The sequence below is a fragment of the Kluyvera huaxiensis genome (genome assembly GCF_040149365.1).
Lineage (GTDB): Bacteria > Pseudomonadota > Gammaproteobacteria > Enterobacterales > Enterobacteriaceae > Kluyvera > Kluyvera intermedia_A.
Genome location: NZ_JBEFLV010000001.1, coordinates 441,496 through 459,565, shown reverse-complemented (window position 1 = coordinate 459,565; position 18,070 = coordinate 441,496). Strand labels below are relative to the sequence as shown.

At 49.5% G+C, this 18,070-nt stretch carries 10 protein-coding genes; 9 read left to right on the top strand and 1 reads right to left on the bottom strand.

Annotated elements, in window-relative coordinates; genetic code table 11:
- Nucleotides 1–133 precede the first annotated feature (133 nt).
- Genes ABOC97_RS02185 through ABOC97_RS02155 form a run of 7 tightly spaced genes read left to right on the top strand, consistent with a single transcriptional unit; the run spans nucleotide 134 to nucleotide 8,441 of the window.
- Nucleotides 134–484: a phage tail protein gene (locus tag ABOC97_RS02185; RefSeq protein ID WP_349593493.1), complete on the top strand. Its 351-nt coding sequence runs from the start codon at nucleotides 134–136 to the stop codon at nucleotides 482–484.
- Nucleotides 485–492: 8 nt separating this feature from the next.
- The gene (locus tag ABOC97_RS02180; protein WP_349593490.1) at nucleotides 493–1,266 is read left to right on the top strand and encodes a phage minor tail protein L; all 774 of its coding nucleotides are present in this window, start codon (nucleotides 493–495) and stop codon (nucleotides 1,264–1,266) included.
- Nucleotides 1,267–1,278: 12 nt separating this feature from the next.
- The gene (locus tag ABOC97_RS02175; protein WP_349593487.1) at nucleotides 1,279–2,010 is read left to right on the top strand and encodes a C40 family peptidase; all 732 of its coding nucleotides are present in this window, start codon (nucleotides 1,279–1,281) and stop codon (nucleotides 2,008–2,010) included.
- Nucleotides 1,998–2,591, top strand: a complete 594-nt coding sequence (locus tag ABOC97_RS02170) for a tail assembly protein (RefSeq protein WP_349593484.1) — start codon at nucleotides 1,998–2,000, stop codon at nucleotides 2,589–2,591. The genes ABOC97_RS02175 and ABOC97_RS02170 overlap by 13 nt, the downstream gene beginning before the upstream one ends.
- Nucleotides 2,592–2,646: 55 nt before the next feature.
- Nucleotides 2,647–6,246, top strand: a complete 3,600-nt coding sequence (locus ABOC97_RS02165) for a TipJ family phage tail tip protein (protein ID WP_349593482.1) — start codon at nucleotides 2,647–2,649, stop codon at nucleotides 6,244–6,246.
- Nucleotides 6,247–6,291: 45 nt separating this feature from the next.
- Complete coding sequence (locus ABOC97_RS02160) at nucleotides 6,292–8,061, top strand: hypothetical protein (RefSeq protein WP_349593479.1); 1,770 nt, start codon at nucleotides 6,292–6,294, stop codon at nucleotides 8,059–8,061.
- On the top strand, nucleotides 8,058–8,441 hold the full coding sequence (locus ABOC97_RS02155) for a tail fiber assembly protein (RefSeq protein WP_349593476.1): 384 nt from the start codon (nucleotides 8,058–8,060) through the stop codon (nucleotides 8,439–8,441). The genes ABOC97_RS02160 and ABOC97_RS02155 overlap by 4 nt, the downstream gene beginning before the upstream one ends.
- Nucleotides 8,442–8,546: 105 nt before the next feature.
- Here the strand turns inward: ABOC97_RS02155 and ABOC97_RS02150 are convergent, their stop codons facing one another.
- Entirely contained in the window at nucleotides 8,547–9,014 is a 468-nt protein-coding gene (locus tag ABOC97_RS02150) for a hypothetical protein (protein WP_349593473.1), read from the bottom strand.
- Between the two features lie 160 nt (nucleotides 9,015–9,174).
- Here ABOC97_RS02150 and ABOC97_RS02145 point away from each other — a divergent pair, with 160 nt between their 5' ends.
- Nucleotides 9,175–9,342 (top strand): YnfU family zinc-binding protein, encoded by a 168-nt coding sequence (locus ABOC97_RS02145; RefSeq protein WP_349593470.1) that lies wholly within the window; start codon nucleotides 9,175–9,177, stop codon nucleotides 9,340–9,342.
- A 143-nt stretch (nucleotides 9,343–9,485) separates the two neighbouring features.
- Complete coding sequence (locus tag ABOC97_RS02140; RefSeq protein ID WP_349593467.1) at nucleotides 9,486–18,068, top strand: GH36-type glycosyl hydrolase domain-containing protein; 8,583 nt, start codon at nucleotides 9,486–9,488, stop codon at nucleotides 18,066–18,068.
- Nucleotides 18,069–18,070 lie beyond the last annotated feature (2 nt).

Genomic DNA, 18,070 nt, shown 5'->3' with positions numbered 1-18,070 from the left:
GTCGTTGAGAAGTGGCATAAGAAAACGGCTCCCTGTTATGGAAGCCGTTATAGTGCCGCAGATTAAGGATCGGTCAACCGATCCTTAACTGATCGACATTGCAGCTTAGGCTGGGTTTTTTTATGGGGGAAATATGGCAGTTGAAACTTACAACTGGCACTCGCAACTTGGTGCTGGCGCAGTTGAATACAGCCAGACGGTGCGGGCGGCGCAGTTTGGCGACGGCTACGAGCAAGTTGCTGAGAACGGCATTAACTCCACCGCCATTCAGGTCCAGATGAAGCACGCAGGAACAGAGGCGGAAGTTAACGCGGTCCGCGACTTCCTGTTGGCGCATACCGTTAAGGCATTCATCATCACGCCGCCTGGCGAGGAGATTGGGCTGTATCGGGTGGTGCCAGACTCTGTACGTAAAAACCAACTCAGCAGCAAATTCTCTGAGCTGACATTCACGATTAAGCGCGCTTATGGCGTCTATGCCTGAGGTGGAGCATGACAGCACTGATTGATACAGCTGCAATGCTGGCTCCGGGAGGCAGAGTCCGCCTGGTCGAGGTTGATGCCTCTGAGTTTAGCGGTGGCGTGCATCGCTTCCACTATTCGCCTTTCCCCCATACTCCGGCGGAGATTGATGCGTCCGCCGGCGATGAGGGTAAACTCGGCCCAAAACCCATTATCTGGGATAGTAAAACCTTCGACTTCTGGCCGTTCCAGATTTCAGACCTCGCATTATCTACCGACCAGGCCGCAGAACCAAAGTTGAGCGTATCTAACCTTGACGGGCACATCACTGCGCTTTGCCTGCAGTTCAAAGATATGGTGAATGCGAAGGTGAGCATCATCGATACCTATGCGGTATACCTTGATGCGGCTAACTTTCCTGGCAGCACCAATCCTTCCGCTGACCCGACAATGTTCACTCTTCAGACCTTCTGGCTGGACACCAAAACTTCCGAGGATGATGAGGTGGTTACGTGGTCACTCAGTAGCCCTGCGGATTTGCAGAACCTCGTGATCCCATCCCGGCAGATCACATCTCTCTGTGAGTGGGCATTGCGCGGGCAATATCGCAGCGGCGATGGCTGCACCTACAACGGCACGGCGTATTTCGATGCGAAAGGTAATGCAGTCGCAGACCCTGCACTGGACGTATGCGGTGGTTGCCTTAGCGACTGTCGTAAGCGATTTGGCGCTGGCCTGGCGGAGCCGAATACCGCCGTTCTCGATTTTGGCGGCTTCCCCGCAACCGTGCTTTTTTCCCGATAATCGGACATCAATATGAATAAAACAATAATGGCTGCCATCCGGGCGCATGCGCTGGAGGAGTCACCGCGTGAGTGTTGCGGCTTCGTCATTCAGTCAGGGCGGCGTCAGCGTTATATCCCGGTATCGAACAGCCACGATAATCCAACTGAGCACTTCCGTATTGATGGTGAGCATTGGGCAAATGCCGAGGATGCAGGAACCATTATTCGAGTCATTCACTCACACCCTGGTGATGGGGCTAGGGCCATCCCATCAGACCTCGATCACCAGCAATGCAACCAGTCAGGTGTTGTATGGGGCATCTATGCTCCGGACTGTGATGAATATGCCGAAATCACGCCAGATGCCATACCGCTTATCGGGCGTCCGTTCATTCTGGGCTCTCACGACTGCTGGGGCTTGGTCATGGACTGGCATGCCACTCAGGGCGTCACGCTCAACGATTTCTGCGTCGATTTCCCGTGGTGGGAAAGCCAGTATCCTGACAACCTCTACTTCGATAACTGGGAGAAAGAAGGTTTTGTCGAATGCGACCCTGTGCCAGGCTGCATGGTCATCATGCAGGTTGAATCTGCCAAGTGGAATCACGCGGGGATCATTACAGAAGAAGGCGAGTTGCTTCATCACCTCTACGGACAACCCTCCTGCATCACTCCGTACTCACGCGGCTACTTCAAAGACAGGACGATGATTTGCGTCCGCCATAAAAACCTACCGCGGGAGATTAAACCATGGCGCGTTTAACTACGATCCGACTTTATGGCGCGCTGGGAGTCCGGTTTGGGAGGGTGCATAAGTTGGCCGTGCAGACTTCAGTGGAAGCCGTGAAGGCGCTCTGCATTAATCTGGATGGGATGGAAAGCTACCTGATGAACGCAAAAAAAAACGGCATGACGTTTGCGGTGTTCCGCGGGAAACGTAACGTAGGTGTCGAGGACTTCAAAGAGCTGGCCGGTGACAGTGATATCCGTATCGCGCCAGTGATGGAAGGTGCGAAAAAGGCGGGGTTGTTTCAAACAATTCTCGGAGCCGTGATGGTCGTAGCAGGTATCTTTGTCACCGGTATGACATTCGGGAGCGCGGGCCTTATTGGTGCTGGTATGGTTTCGGCCGGTATTGGCATGATGGCCGGGGGCATCTTCCAGATGCTGTCGCCCCAGCCTAAAGGCTTGCAGGGTCGCGACGATCCAGACAACAAACCTTCCTACGCGTTCGGCGGTTCAGTAAACACCTTGGCGATGGGCAACCCTGTCGCTGCTCTGTACGGCGAAAGAGAGATCGGCGGCGCCATTATCAGCGCAGGGATCGTGGCTGAGGATATTTAACAGCTTCCCACTCATCACTTAGCACCCATTCGGGTGCTTTTTTTATGGATGCAATATGGCAACGATTACTGGTGCAAAGGGCGGCAGTCAGAAGCAGCACTCGCCTGTAGAACAGCCTGATTCAGCTCAGTCAATGGCGCGCTGCCGCATGCTGCTGGCGCTGGGTGAGGGGGAGTTTGCTGGCGGACTGGATGCCACACGCATCTTCCTGGACGGCACACCGTTGGGCAATACTGATGGTTCCATGAACTTTGATAGTGTGTCATGGGATTTCCGCCCTGGTACTCAGGTCCAGGAGCCAATCCCTGGCTTTCCAGCCGTCGAAAATGAAACCAGCATTGGGGTTCCGTTGACGAAGGCTGCACCATGGACGCGAGCAATCAGCAACACGCAGATTGATGCAGTACTGGTGCGTGTCGGTATTACCGGCCTGCAGCAGCAGGAGAATGACGGCGATATTGTTGGGACGACAGTCAGGTACCATATCGACCTAGCCGTTGATGGCGGTGCGTACAGCACCGTAATGACCAAAACGGTCACGGAGAAGCTGAGTTCGCTTTATGAGCTAACGCACCGTATCAATTTACCTAAAGCCACAACCGGCTGGCAGATTCGCGTTGTTCGCGACACAGCCGACAGCACTAGCGCGATGCTGCAGAACAAAACCCAGGTGCAGGCCATCACTGAAGTCATCGATGCCCGTCTGCGTTATCCGCATACTGCGCTGCTGTATGTGTCGTTTAACGCCAAATCATTCAGCAATATCCCCAAAATTTCGTGCAAGCCAAAAGGACGAATCATCCGAATACCGCAAAACTACGATCCGGTAGCGCGCACATATGTCGGGACCTGGGATGGCACATTCAAATGGGGATGGACGAATAATCCTGCATGGATTTGGTTTGATGTTCTCACTGAGCCGCGGTTTGGGCTGGGGCGTCGTGTAACCATTGATATGCTCGATAAATGGGAGCTTTACCGTATCGCCCAGCGCTGTGATCAGAAAATACCGGACGGTAAAGGCGGCGATGGTACAGAGCCTCGCTTTATGTTCGACGTTTATATCCAGGCCCAGGCTGACGCCTGGCAGGTGATCAAGGACATAGCGGCAGGATTTAATGGTATGACGTTTTGGGGCAGCAACATGTTCAACGTCATATCAGATATGCCAGCAGATACGTCAAAGTTGCAAATCCTTACTCGCGCCTCCGTTGTTGGGAAACCTACGTATTCCAGCGGCAGCGAGAAAAACCGCTATTCAAGCGCACTGATTAACTTCAGCGACCCGGATAACCACTACCAGGACCGAACAACGGCGGTCATGTTCCCTGAACTGGTGAAGCAGTTTAAGTTCAAACAGACGCAGTTGACAGCTATCGGCTGCACTCGAGAGAGCGAAGCTCAGCGGCGCGGTGGATGGGCGGTATATTCGAACTCTCTAGACAGAATAATCACGCTTCAGACCGGCCTGGACGGGTACATCTACGTACCTGGCACTGTGTTTGCTTTTGCTGATGAGCGCCTGTCTGGCAGAGTTTACGGTGGCCGCGTTGTTGCCTACGATGCTGCGCTGAGGTCGGTAACGACTGACCGCGGTACTAGTGCGGTGGCTGGGGATACGCTAATGATCCGCACTCTGGGTGGCATCGTTGAAAGCCGAGTTATCCAGACAGTCAACTGCGCACAACTTGTAGTGAGTACGCCTTTCACTGCACAACCGCAGCCTAACGCCGTGTTCGTGATCGATGCCGGGCAGTTGCGCTTGCAGTATTTCCGTGTGACCAATCTGGCGTTCAATGACGAGGAAAACACCTTCAGCATCACCGGCGCAGAGTACAACTCTTCGAAATATGATGCCGTCGATAACAATGCGCGTCTGGACACACCGCCTATCAGCCTGATACCGACTGGTGTTGTTGCTCAACCAGGTAATGTTGGTGTGTCGAGTTACGATTCTGTGCGTCAGGGGCAGCGCGCCGCTACTCTGGTTGCGACATGGGATGCCCCGCTTGATGAAAACGGCAAACCTAAACCTGATGTTGTTTCATATCGTGTGCAGTGGCGTCGCGGAGATAATGAGTGGATTAACCTTCCCGATACTGGCCTTAGAAATATTGAAGTGCCAGATGTTTTTGAAGGTGATTATCTCGTACGTGTCCGGGCCATTAACTCAGGTGGTGCATCCAGCCTATGGGCAACTTCAGCATTAACGCACCTTAAGGGGCGAACTGGTGATGTACCGATCCCTGTTGGGCTGCGCACCACCGCTATCAATTGGGGTATTCAGCTTGACTGGTCTTTCCCCGCAGATAGTGGCGATACTCTTCAAACAGAACTGCAGTATTCAGTGAATAGCAATGGCGATAACCCGCTGCTGCTTGCAGGTGTCCCTTACCCTCAACACATATATACCCAGTTAGGGCTGAAAGCAGGACAAGAATTCTGGTTCCGGGCGCGATTAGTTGACCGCATTGGCAATCAAAGCGACTGGACGACCTGGATCAGGGGAATGGCCAATAACAACGCCGATGACTACCTGGGCGATATTGCTGGTGATTTCCTGACCTCGAAAGACGGCGACGCGCTGACCAGTCAGATTGACCAGAACATCGAAGGGATCCTACAGAACGCACTGGCGAACAATGCGACGATTGAGCATCAGTGGGCGCAATACGGTGAAGTTCGCGCAGACATCCTGGTGGTCAAAACAACTATCGCCACCGTTGATAAGGCGATGGCCGAGCTGTCGACTACCGTGCAGGCTGAACTCGGCAATATGACGGCGACGCTGGAAGACAAGCTGACTGCCGTGGTTGACGCTGATGGAGCTTCGGCGATTCATACCCTAAAGGCTGGCGTTCGGCTCAATGGTGTGTACTACGGCGCAGGGATGTCTATTGCTGTTGTAGCGGAGACGGGGCAACCAGTGGTAACCCGGATCGCGTTTAACGCAAACCAGTTTGTTCTGTTGAGCGGTGAGGGGGATGCTCAGTTTTCACCGTTTGCAGTGATTAACGGGCAGGTCTTCATGAGTGAGGCATTTATTCGGAATGCGAGTATTACCAATGCGAAAATTGGTCAGTACATCCGATCCAATAATTGGATTCCCGGCGAAGCAGGATGGAATATTGACAAGAATGGCGACGCAGAATTTAACAACATGACGATTCGCGGGACGATATACGGGACTGACGGATGGTTTAAAGGCACCGTGTACGCCAGCAGAATTGAGGGGGATATCTATGCACTACAAATGAACCCGCGCACCATCTCGCCAACTGCCGTCGCCGTCAACTGGAACTCCTGGCATTACTACAACATTTACGCTTATAGCGGTGAATTATTTGAGCGAGTTATTGATTCAGATATGGTCCTGCGAGGCGTTAATTCCCCTGAATATATTGAAATCATACTTGAACTGGTGCTTGAGGACGGGACTGCCGTCAAACAGGTTGGCTACTCGTACACAAACGGTGGGCAGGTTTCACCAATCAATCTTAGTGGTTATACCATCCCGGCAACAGCCACAAGGGAGGCGAAGGTCTACCTGAGGATGGCGGTTAAAACTCCACGAAGTACTCAAACTCAATTCCAGTACCAGGTCTCAGGGACAAGGGTTGCAGCCAGCCGCTCGGGAAGGGTTGTCATAGCGTGAGGCGGCAACAGTCACAAGTCCAAATTTGAATAACGTGAGGAATTCATGAGCGCAGGAACCCTAACCCTGACAAACAACTCCGCGGCCGTAAAGGGCAGCGGAACCGCATTTAATAACGAACTGGTTGCTGGTGACTTTATCGTTGTGACGGTTGGTGGTGTGACATATACGTTGCCGGTTAAAACAATTGAGACCGGCACCGCACTGACTCTCGCAAGAAACTACAACGGCCCAACGGTGTCTGCTGGGGCATGGACGGCAATGCCCCGGGACACTCTGAACCGCATCAGTGCACAGATTGCAGCGGATACAGCCTACGCTATTCGTCAGCGTGTTCTGGAAATTGATAACTGGTATCAGCTGCTGGAAGTGAACGGCGATGTAACCATTAAAATGGCCGATGGCTCCAGCTACACAGGACCCTCGTGGCTCTCTGTTGTATCCAGGACTGGTAACTTATCAGCATTAGGTATTGGCGGGACTGGCACCGCGTTGGCTGCGCTGGACTGGCAGACATTTGATTTTGTGCCCGGTGCTAGATACTTTGTCCGCACAGACGCTATGACAAACGTACCAGCCGGGGTAGTACTGCCGTCAAATACCGCACTGCAATGTATTATCAACGTTGTCGGATATGAGGTAAGTGTCACGCGGCACGTAGAGTTGTGGTTCTCGACTAGTACGATCAATGACTATCGGAAATACGATATTCGAACGAGTGGTAATCCTGGCAGTCGGAGCTTTAAAGCACGCCAAATCTGGACTTCCGACGACGTTATTCCACTAGCCAATACCGCGATCGGTGAAATTGGCCTGGGCATTGACGTGACGCCCGTTATTACCTCAATCGACTGGCAACAGATAGAGTTTAAGACCGGGCAATCGGTTCGTGTTAGCGCGAGTAACATGACCAATGTTCCTGTTGGCCTTGCCTACACGGCGGGTACTGGATTGATAATTACCGCAATAGGTAAGACGTCAGCGACGCGAACGAGCGTACAAATTGTTCCGGACACCGTCGGTGGGGCGAACTACACAATCACAGAGGTCTTATTGGTTGGAGCTCCGGGGGCGAGGAGTTTCTACACCCGAAACGTGTTAGCTTTTTCCGACGATGATTCCGGCAAGTTATTGGGGCGGCAACGACTTGGACTTAACGATCTTGGTTTTGGTATTCAACAACCAGTAACCACCAATTTCGACTGGCAGACTACGTTAATGCAATCAGGTCAATCATGGTTGCTTGATGCCAGTAATATGGTTAACGCCCCAACAGAATTGCCAAATTCAGGACGTCTGGTTGCGAAAGTAGCAGGTATGTCATCTGCATACGCAATGCTTGATGTCTATGAACAGCCATTATCAGGCGCTGCAACTGGGCGCCGTTGGTATGTTTACGTGGGTACATATGCGACCGCAGGATCACGTGGATTTACCGTCCGCCCTTTATTAACTAAAGCTGATTTAGACACGAGGGTAGGCTACGCGCTATTGGCCCCAGCGGGTAATATCACGACAAGTCAGCGAGTGGTGTTGACCAACCCGTTTGGAATGGGAACTCCTGTCCTTTGTTATATTGAGATTTTCGTCAACAATGTTTGGATGTCACCAGGGATGATATTCAACCCAAGTACAGGCTCCTTCGGTACTACTGCGTCATTTAAAGGGGACGAAGGCATCATTGTTCAGGCTGGTAGTTATCGTATTGGTTGCGATCCGTTATCTGGCGGTTCCAACGGTGGCAGTGCAGGTATCGGTTTAAACAACACCACCACAGCCCCATATCGCGTTCATGTATTTAAGGTGACAGCATGATTATTTATGTCTGGAAAGGTGATCACCGCTCGTATGGTTTCTCGCCAGAACTATGGGGTGGTGACACTGTGATGGTGGAGGTTGACGGCAACTTCGTCGGAGGCCTCGCGACTTATGATTCTGAAAGCGAGGAATGGATACCAGACGCGCCATACATCCGTACTCACGCTGATGATGTCACGGAGGCGAAATCAAGACTTCATGACCTTATTGCTGAAGCTGAAAAAATAATGGCTGGCTGGATTTTGGATCTGAGTCTAGGGCTGATTAGTGACGAGGATAAGCAAAAGCTAATCGCCTGGCGGTTGTATGTGAAAGCGCTGGATGCGCTCGAACTGGACGCTGCGCCGGATGTCGAGTGGCCCATACGGCCACAATGATTAATATCACAGCGCTGAACAGCGCAATCACTTTCCATACTGTCGAACCCTGGCAGCCCTGGGGCGCTCCGGAAATAATTGATTAAGTTTGACAAGGTAAAATGTTTATTTTTTAGGTTCTTCACTTAATGGGAATGGGAAAGTGAAATAAGCATCATAGTGGTTAGGGTTTTTCTTAAAGTCATAAGCCCACTGTGACCATGTTTTTTGATAACTATCACTCATGCAATGGTCATGTTGTACTTTCAACTCATTTATTATCAGTTCCTGAAGTTCAGGATGTTTCTGCATTAGATTTGCGAGTGTACGCTGAAAAATGTTAGAGCGAATTGCCAATTTGAAACAACCATCTTTCATGTTTTCAAGACGTTTTTCTTTCTCTGCATTTGAAAAGAGATTTTTTCTTGAAATTACATTTAGTTCATTTTCTAAAGAAGAGATGCTTAACTCATGCTCAAGTTTTTCTTTATGAGCAGAGTCTTTGAGTCTATGCAGCTCTCTGTCTTGGGATGCAGCTTCGTAATCATAATTGAAAAAAGGATTGTTACCTTTACCCCAGTACCCGCCAGACATAGCAACCTCTTTATCTCAAAAAGTGTGGAGAGATATAGATACTAGCATATTTACCTCACAAATTATGCTAGGGGGCAGACCACTTAATCTCCGATGAAAACTGATTAAAACTCATCCAGGTGTGATACACTGAAAAACATTCATTGAAAGGTTAATCATCATGTCAATTCTCGATTACACAATGAAACTCATCGCTGGTACATCTATACCTTCTACTATCACGTGTCCCGTCTGTGGTTTGAAATCGCCACAACCAGCTTCAAAGATTCGGTTAAAGCAGGCAATGATATGCCCGGGATGCAAAGCCCTTTTTGTCCCAACTCGATAGATTCCTACAATGGCCCGTGCCCTATACTTAAATAATCACTGGCAGCTGTTAAATCCCTGATGCCTCACGCCCATCCTGAGAGAACGTTTCTGAACTGATTTCGCAACTGCTCCTGCGCGTTAACGCCGCATCAGAGCAACGATATGAAAATGAATCCCAGAGCGTGGTTTAACCGCTCGTTTATTCTTACGAAAAAGTCCGGGAAAGTGCCGTTTCCGGCTAATGATCCTACTGGTGACAATAGTTTGCGGTCAGAGCTTTTTTCGACGCCTCAAATGGAGCGTTATGGGCAGAAATTGGCGCGTACGCATAAATTGTCACCGGGTAAGCTACCATACTATCTTCTCAAACGACTTGAGGATAATGAACTAGCAATTACCCAAATTTGCTACGAGCTCAATGCTGGAAAAAAAATGAGCATCATGCCTGCGGGCGAATGGCTATTGGATAATTATTATCTGTTAGAAGAGCAAATCCGAATCGTCCGTCAGCACTTACCTAAAAGCTTTGGTAAGGGGCTTCCATCCCTTGCTCCACCTCATTATTGTCCGCGTATTTACGATATTGCATCTGAAGCTATTACTCATGGCGATGGGCGTTGGGACGTAGCAAGTATGACTAGTTATATTGCTGCCTATCAACAGGTTACTCCGCTAACATTAGGTGAGGTCTGGGCTCTACCAGGCATGTTACGTCTATCTTTAATCGAAAATTTGCGGCGTGTCAGTATGGAAGTGATTAAAGCCCAACGAGATCGCAGCCTGGCAGATACGTGGATAACGAGGATTTTCGAATGTGCAGAGAACACTCCAGCAGATTTAATACTGGTAGTTGCCGACATGGCTCGCGCACAACCTCCACTCAGCAACGCATTTGTCGCAGAAATGGTACGCCGGCTACAGGGGCATGGTAATGCTCTGGCACTTCCGCTAACCTGGGTTGACCAGCGTCTGGCTGAACAGGGCGTTACAGCTGAAATTCTGATTCACAGGTTTAATCAACAACTTGCTGCCAACCAACTTTCTGTGAGCAATAGTATCGCGGGTTTGCGTTTGTTAAGTGAAACAAACTGGGAAGATTTTACTGAGACGGTTAGTGTAGTGGAGCAGGCTTTACGTCTTGATCCTGCTGGAATCTATTCCTGTATGCACTTTGATACACGGGATCATTACCGTCACGTCATCGAAGTTCTGGCCAGAGATAGCCGCTTCAGTGAACCAGAAGTCGCCAATAGGGTGTTGGCACTTTCACTAGAGAATGAGCCTGGTAATCCGGGGTACCACATTGGTTATTATTTGGCTGGTGAAGGCCGTGAGAAACTGGAAGTAATATTGTCAGCTGATACATCAGGATTTATACGTCTGCGACATAGTTTCAATAAAATACCTTTGTTATCGTGGCTTGGAAGTTTAGGTCTTTTGACAACAGCAGTAACAGCCAATATTTTGCACGAAACAGCTCAGCAGGGAATGGGCTGGGTACTAATAGTATTAGCTTTGCCGCTTATAGTGGTGATTAGTCAGTTAATGAGTGACCTACTGAGTGACGCGACCACCCGTTTCCGAATTCCCAGACCGCTACCACGTATGGATTTTTCTTCTGGAATTCCAGTTGATTGCGCGACAATGGTGGTGATCCCTTGCATGCTTACAAGCCATGAAAGCATAAGTAAACTCCTTACCAGTCTTGAAGTCTGTTGGCTGGGAAATCAAAACGAAAACCTCCGCTTTGCTCTTCTTACCGATTTTGCTGATTCTGCTGTTGAAAATCCGCCAGAAAATAGTGTGTTGCTCAGTTTAGCCATCGCGGAAACTGAGAGTCTTAACCGACGCTACCCTACCAGCCGTCCACGTTTTTATCTTCTTCATCGGCAACCGGAATGGGTTTCCACGCAGGAAATCTGGATGGGTTATGAACGGAAAAGGGGAAAACTCGCACTGCTTAACAATTGGTTGCGTAATCCTGCTACTCAATTTGCTACTGTGGTAGATATGCCAGCGAACTTGTTGCCCGGCTATATTAAATATGTCATTACGCTGGATAGCGATACCCTTTTACCACGAGACACAGCGCATAAACTGGTCGCGACGATGGCGCATCCTCTCAACCGACCTGAATATGATCAGGTTCGGCAGAGAGTTGTCAGAGGATATGGGATTCTACAGCCAGGGCTGGCAGAAGAAATGCCACGTAACGGGCAGGGGCGTTATGCAGCGATGCGCAGTAGTGTGGCGGGTAATAATCCCTACTCGATGATGTCTTCAGATATCTATCAGGACCTCTTCGGTGAAGGTTCATTCGTAGGCAAGGGTATTTATGACGTTGATATCTTTGTTCAGGCTACTACCAATATTTGTCCAGATAATCTGGTACTCAGTCATGATTTACTTGAGGGATGCTATGCTCGTTCTGGGCTGCTCAGTGAGGTGTTGCTCTACGAGCAATATCCGAACAACTATCTTTCAGATGTTATGCGGCGTACACGTTGGATACGTGGTGACTGGCAACTGCTTAATTGGCTGAGACCTTATGTCCGAAAAGCGGATGGAAGTCGGGATAGAAATCCACTGTCACTGCTTTCCCGATGGAAGTTATTTGATAATTTACGCCGCAGTTTAGTGGCACCTTCACTACTGTTGCTTATATTCTGTTCATTATTTTTGGTTCCTAATCCGTTTTATTGGCTAGGTGCTTTGGCGTTGGTATGGTTATTACCGGCTGTACTTAGCGTCATCCACGATCTTCTACATAAACCTCTCCGCCGTTCTTTACTGCATCATATTACGCTTGTTGCGGTAGGGGCGCTGAAACGTTTTTCCCGTATCGGACTCAATTTTGTCATACTGCCACATGAGGCTGGATACTCATTATATGCAATAGCTGTGACCATTTGGCGTCTTGGAGTCAGTCAACGTAACCTCATTCAGTGGACTACTTACAATACCGACTGTAAGCAACCAAATGTTTCTGTAGGTTATTTTTATCGGGCAATGTGGCTGAACGTGGTGGCTGGTGTGACATTGGCGATGATGACTTTTCATCTGGCACCACGACTGCTTGCGATAACAGTGCCTGCCAGTATTCTTTGGTGTCTGGCACCATTGTTGTTGAGCTGGTTAAGCAGACAGCCAGACCGTAAGGCAATTTTACTTAATCAGGAACAGAAGCAGTTGCTGCGTCAGACAAGCCGGGAGATTTGGGCCTTTTTTGAAACGTTTGTCACCGCTAAAGAAAACTGGCTTCCACCAGACAATTACCAGGAAATTCCGCAGCCAACTATCGCGCATCGCACCTCGCCTACAAACATCGGACTATCTTTGATGGCCAACCTGACTGCATGGGATTTTGGTTACTTGCCGGGCGGAGAGGTGTTAGAGCGAGTGACGCTTACTCTGGATTCGCTGGATAAAATGGAGCACTACCGGGGACATCTTTTTAACTGGTATGACACCAGAACGCTAGCTCCACTCAGTCCACGCTATGTTTCGAGTGTTGATAGTGGAAATATGGCTGGCCATTTATTGACGCTACGAGAAGGTCTCCTGGCTATGCGTTGTCAGCCGGTTTTAAGCAGCGAACGGATACTCGCTGGATTGAACGATACACTGATTATTCTTGAAAAACATTGGGGCCGCAATGCGCCAACTGGTCTGCGTCTACTGCGTAAACATTGCCTGAATGCAATATCATTGCCCCCAGCGCAACTGTTCAGCGAACTCAAAAAAATGCGAACCCAGTGCAACCATCTGACAACACAAAGTGTTCAGGAGAGCATCATTGTGGTGCGGTGGACAAGGAGTCTGGAATCTCAACTGGTGCAGCTTTGTCATGAATGGTCCCATCTGCTTGGTTGGTTACCTCCGTCATATAGTGAACCGCAACTGCCTACGCTGGCCTGGCTTGCTCGTGCGAGTTACAGTGGCGAAGGAACACCTCCTGCATCAGTGACTACTCTGGCTCGTATGCGGTTGAAGATTATCACTGAACTTGAACAACGTTTGGCCGATCATGCGAGAATGGATTTTGCTTTTCTGTACAACGAGTCGACCAGTCTGCTCAGTGTTGGCTACAACTGCGATACTAATACAGCAGATAAAAGTCATTACGATCTTCTCCCATCTGAAATCCGTCTAACCAGCTTCCTCGCCATCGCGACAAATCAATTACCGCAAAAAAGCTGGTATGCACTGGGACGGCTGTTCACCACCATTGACCATGAAACCGCGCTAATGTCGTGGAGTGGTTCAATGTTTGAATATCTGATGCCGAATCTGGTTATGCCTGCCTGGCCCGGTAGTCTTCTTGATGAAATGAGTCAGTCAGCTGTTAAGCGTCAGATACGCTGGGGCCAGGAGCGAGGGGTGCCATGGGGGGTGTCAGAATCGGGATATCACGCTTTTGATGTTCAGCATAACTATCAGTACCAGGCATTTGGTGTTCCTGGACTCGGTCTTCGGCGAGGGCTGGCCGATGATATAGTTATAGCCCCATATGCAACCTTACTGGCATTAATGATATCCCCTCATAAAGCCTGTGAGAACCTTAGCAGTCTGGAAAAAAATGGTGCTCGCGGGGAATACGGTTTTTATGAGGCCTTAGACTATACCCCTTCACGTCTTGCTACCGGACAACTGTATGCTGTAGTACAGTCCTGGATGGCTCATCATCAGGGAATGGCGTTTCAGTCATTGGCTCATGTGCTACTCAATGCACCTATGACAGAACGATTTATGTCCAGCACCGCCTTTCGTTCGGCAAGTCTGCTCTTACAGGAGCGAGTGCCGGATGCGGTCGATCTCTATAGTCCTCGTCGGCATTTTGAATCTCATGAAGGGAGAGTCAAACCTGTAACCTATGAGCCGCGTATTTTCGCCGGTGCTGATACCCCGGTACCTGAAATTCAGCTCTTGTCCAACAGTCACTATCATCTAATGCTAACCGCGGGCGGCGGTGGCTATAGCCGCTGGAACAATATTGCCCTAACGCGATGGCGCAGTGATACGACCCGTGATAACTGGGGGGCGTTTTGCTATATCCGTGATTCGCAAACAGGAGAGGTATGGAGTAATACCTGGCATCCAACGGGTAAAGAAGCTGATGGTGGCGATGAAGCGATCTTTACCGATGCAGGCGCTGAATACAAACGTACATTCGGTGTTCTAAGTGTCAGAACTCAGGTTGTAGTCTCCCCCGAAGATGATATTGAGCTGCGGAGACTTACGCTGACACACAGAGGAAAACGGCCTCGAACTATTGAACTAACAACTTATGCCGAAGTGGTGTTAGCACCCGACGCCAGTGATCAGGCACATCCAGCTTTTAGTAATTTATTTATTCAAACTGAGATTAACCCTGAAAGCGACGCTATCTTGTGTCACCGTCGTCCTCGTTCTCCAGACGAACATAGCCCATGTATGTTCCATATGGTGGTTGTACATGGTAATCAAAGTAAGAATATCTCGTTTGAAACTGATAGGGCTAAATTTCTAGGGCGCGGCAGGACACCTTTGGATGCGCTGAAAATCTGCGAAAATGGGAAACTTAGTAATACGTCGGGGGCTGTGCTGGATCCAATACTGGCTATACGCCATGCGATCACGTTGTTACCGGGACAAGCTGTCACTATTGATATTGTTTATGGCATTAGTGAAAACCGTCAGCGAAGCCTAGCTCTTCTGGAAAAATATCGTGATCAACCCATCGCTGATCGCATTTTCGAACTGGCCTGGTCTCACAGCCTGGTGGTGTTACGCCAGATGAATGCGAATGAAGATGATGCTTCGTTGTTTAATCGTCTTGCCAGTGCTGTGCTTTATCCCTGCCAGGAGTTGCGAGCGGATGGCAATGTTATCAGTCGCAACAGGCGAGGCCAGTCAGGATTGTGGGGATGGGCGATTTCAGGTGATCTGCCGATTGTATTGCTCAGTATTACCAGTGAAGAAGGGATCGCTTCAGTTGCGTCGCTTATTCAGGCGCATCGATACTGGCGGCTAAAAGGGCTGGATGTTGATTTGGTTATCATGAATGAAAGCCCAGGCGGCTACCAACAGGCCTTACAAAACCAGATTATGGATTTAATATACGCCAGGTCGGGAGCTACTCTGCTGGATAAATCTGGGGGGATTTTTGTTCGTAATGGTGAACATTTGTCTGCGGAAGATAAACTGCTTCTGATGAGTGTGGCGTGCCTGTACCTTGATGATCGTGCAGGGGGGCTTAGCGAACAACTCAACCAACGCGTTCATACATTAAAATCCGTCGCCAGACAATTAATACCGCACTCTGCAGAAGATGCTAATCAACATACAGACTGGACACCGGATACTCATCAGTTGATACATTTCAATGGGGTCGGAGGCTTTTCGCTGGATGGCCGGGAGTATCAGATTGTCCTGAGGGAAAACGAGCCGACACCAGCACCATGGTCCAATGTGTTGGCTAACATGAGCTTCGGAAGCGTTATATCTGAGTCCGGACAAGCCTATAGCTGGTATGAGAATGCCCATGAATACCGGTTAACGCCATGGGAAAATGACCCGGTGAGTGACCGCAGCGGTGAAGCATTTTATCTGCGTGATGAGGAAAGCGGTAAGTATTGGTCACCAACGACATTACCCGTTCGGGGCCACGGTGATTATCTTACCCGTCATGGTTTCGGCTATAGCGTGTTTGCCCATCGTGAGAACGGAATAGATAGTGAGTTGACGGTACTTGTAGCGGAGAAAGATCCTGTAAAACTAGCCATCCTTACTCTCAGTAACAATTCGGGACGAACACGTAAACTCTCTGTCACAGGCTATGTGGAGTGGACATTAGGTGATCTACGAACCCGCTCGGTTCCTCACATCGTTACGCATTCAGCTAACATTTCTGGTGGTTGTGGAGTTATCGCCAACAATTTTTATGGATCTAATGGTAGTGAACGTACGGCATTCTTTGCCGTTAGTGGGCTTTATTGCTCGTTAACAGGTGATCGTCGTGAATTTATCGGTCGGAATGGTTCATATCAAAAACCGGATGTGATGAGACAGCGAAGACTTTCGGGTAAAACGGGAGCGGGTTTGGATCCCTGCGCCGCGGTGCAATCAGCAACTACGTTAATTGATGGTGATCAGAAAACGTTCATTTTTGTCCTTGGTGTCGCTGAAAATCATAGACTGGCTCAGGAAACAATCAATCGTTATCTCAATGAGGATTCAGTACGTCAGGAACTGAATAACGTTCACCGTTACTGGCGTAATGTACTCGATAAAATAGTGGTTACTACGCCAGATAATTCCATGGATTTACTGATTAATGGATGGTTACTGTACCAGACAATTGCCAGCAGGCTTTTGGCGCGTAGCGGTTACTATCAGTCTGGCGGCGCATTTGGTTTTCGCGATCAACTACAGGATACACTGGCGCTTAGTCATTCAGATCCTGAAAGAATGCGCGCGCAGATAGTGTTGTGTGCGTCGCGGCAATTTGTTGAGGGGGATGTGCAACATTGGTGGCATCCGCCGCACGGTAATGGTGTGCGAACTCGCTGTTCGGATGATTATCTCTGGCTCCCCCTTTCAGTCTGCCACTATGTCGAAACGACAGGTGACATAGAAATCCTGGAATTAAATATCCCTTATCTGCAAGGTCGCCCACTCCGACCTGGTGAAGAGTCTGCTTACGATACGCCTGTCATAAGTGGTACTGAGGAGACACTTTGGTTGCATTGTGTTAGGGCCATTAAGCATGGCTTGCAGTTTGGGCCGCATGGCCTACCACTTATGGGGGCTGGCGACTGGAATGATGGGATGAACCGCGTTGGAATAGAAGGGAAAGGTGAAAGCGTGTGGCTGGGGTTCTTCCTGTACGAGATTTTACAACGCTTTGCTGCGCTTGCAGATCAGCGACAGGATGACTCTGTTGTTTCAATGTGCCGTTCAGAGGCCGCGAGCCTTGAAAAAAACCTGGAAGCCAACGCCTGGGATGGCCAATGGTATCGGAGAGGGTATTTTGATGATGGCACTCCTCTGGGTTCAAAAGGTTCGCAAGACTGTCGAATTGATGCTATCGCGCAAAGCTGGTCGGTGTTATCCGGGGTTGCCAGCCAGGCCCGTAGAGTTATTGCTATGCAAGCACTGGACAAGCATTTGGTAGATAATGAGGCTGGGCTAATCAAACTGTTAACACCTCCTTTCGATGGACACGGTATGAATCCCGGGTATATCCAGGGTTATTTGCCAGGTGTCCGAGAAAACGGAGGGCAATATACGCATGGTGCCATCTGGGCCATCATGGCATTTGCCCGAATGGGTAATACCGAACGCGCCTGGCAACTCTGGTCTATGGTCAACCCGATACATCACACCCAGGATGCTATTGGAGTTGAAAAGTATAAAGCGGAACCGTATGTCATGAGCGCTGATATATACAGTGTTGCGCCACATACAGGCCGTGCGGGATGGAGCTGGTATACCGGTTCTGCAGGTTGGGCATACCGTCTGTTGACTGAGGAACTGTTGGGGATAAAACGTTATGGTTCTGTCCTTACCGTTCACCCTCTATTACCGGTGAACTGGCCATCTTTTTCAATGGCATACCAATATGGCGGCAGTCAGTATCACATAATAGTATCACGCGGTATTGGGGAATACCGGGTCACTCTGGATGGGAAACTCCTGCTTGATGACAGAATTCCGTTAATGGATGATGGGCAATCCCATGCAGTCGAAATTATTCAGAATTGATT